Annotated in this window: 1 protein-coding gene; it reads left to right on the top strand. The window is 64.8% G+C overall.

What is annotated here, in order from left to right:
• Positions 1–503 (top strand): sulfate ABC transporter permease subunit (locus tag IB272_RS34490; protein WP_192445898.1); only part of this gene is annotated, 503 nt, incomplete at both ends.

Here is a 503-nt window from a genome sequence, read left to right as displayed (position 1 = left end):
CTTGGCGATGCCGAAACCTTTTCGGCCATCCGCCTGACGCTGATCGTCGCCGCCATCGCCGTGCCGCTCAACCTCGTCTTCGGCGTGGCCGCCGCCTGGGCGATCGCCAAGTTCGAGTTCAAGGGCAAGGCCTTCCTGACGACGCTGATCGACCTGCCGTTCTCGGTCTCGCCGGTGATCTCCGGCCTCGTCTTCGTGCTTCTGTTCGGCTCGCACAGTGTCCTTGGTCCCTGGCTGCAGAGCCACGGCATCCAGATCCTCTTTGCCGTGCCGGGCCTGGTGCTCGCCACCGTCTTCGTCACCTTCCCCTTCGTCGCCCGCGAGCTGATCCCGTTGATGCAGGAACAGGGCAGTAGCGACGAGGAGGCAGCCTTGTCTCTCGGGGCATCGGGCTGGCAGACCTTCTGGCATGTGACGCTGCCCAACATCAAATGGGGGCTGCTTTACGGCGTGCTTTTGTGCAACGCCCGCGCCATGGGCGAGTTCGGCGCCGTCTCGGTGGT

The sequence above is a fragment of the Ensifer sp. ENS08 genome, assembly GCF_014852195.1.
In the GTDB taxonomy this organism is placed as follows: domain Bacteria; phylum Pseudomonadota; class Alphaproteobacteria; order Rhizobiales; family Rhizobiaceae; genus Ensifer; species Ensifer adhaerens.
This window is presented reverse-complemented; position numbering and strand designations above follow the sequence as displayed.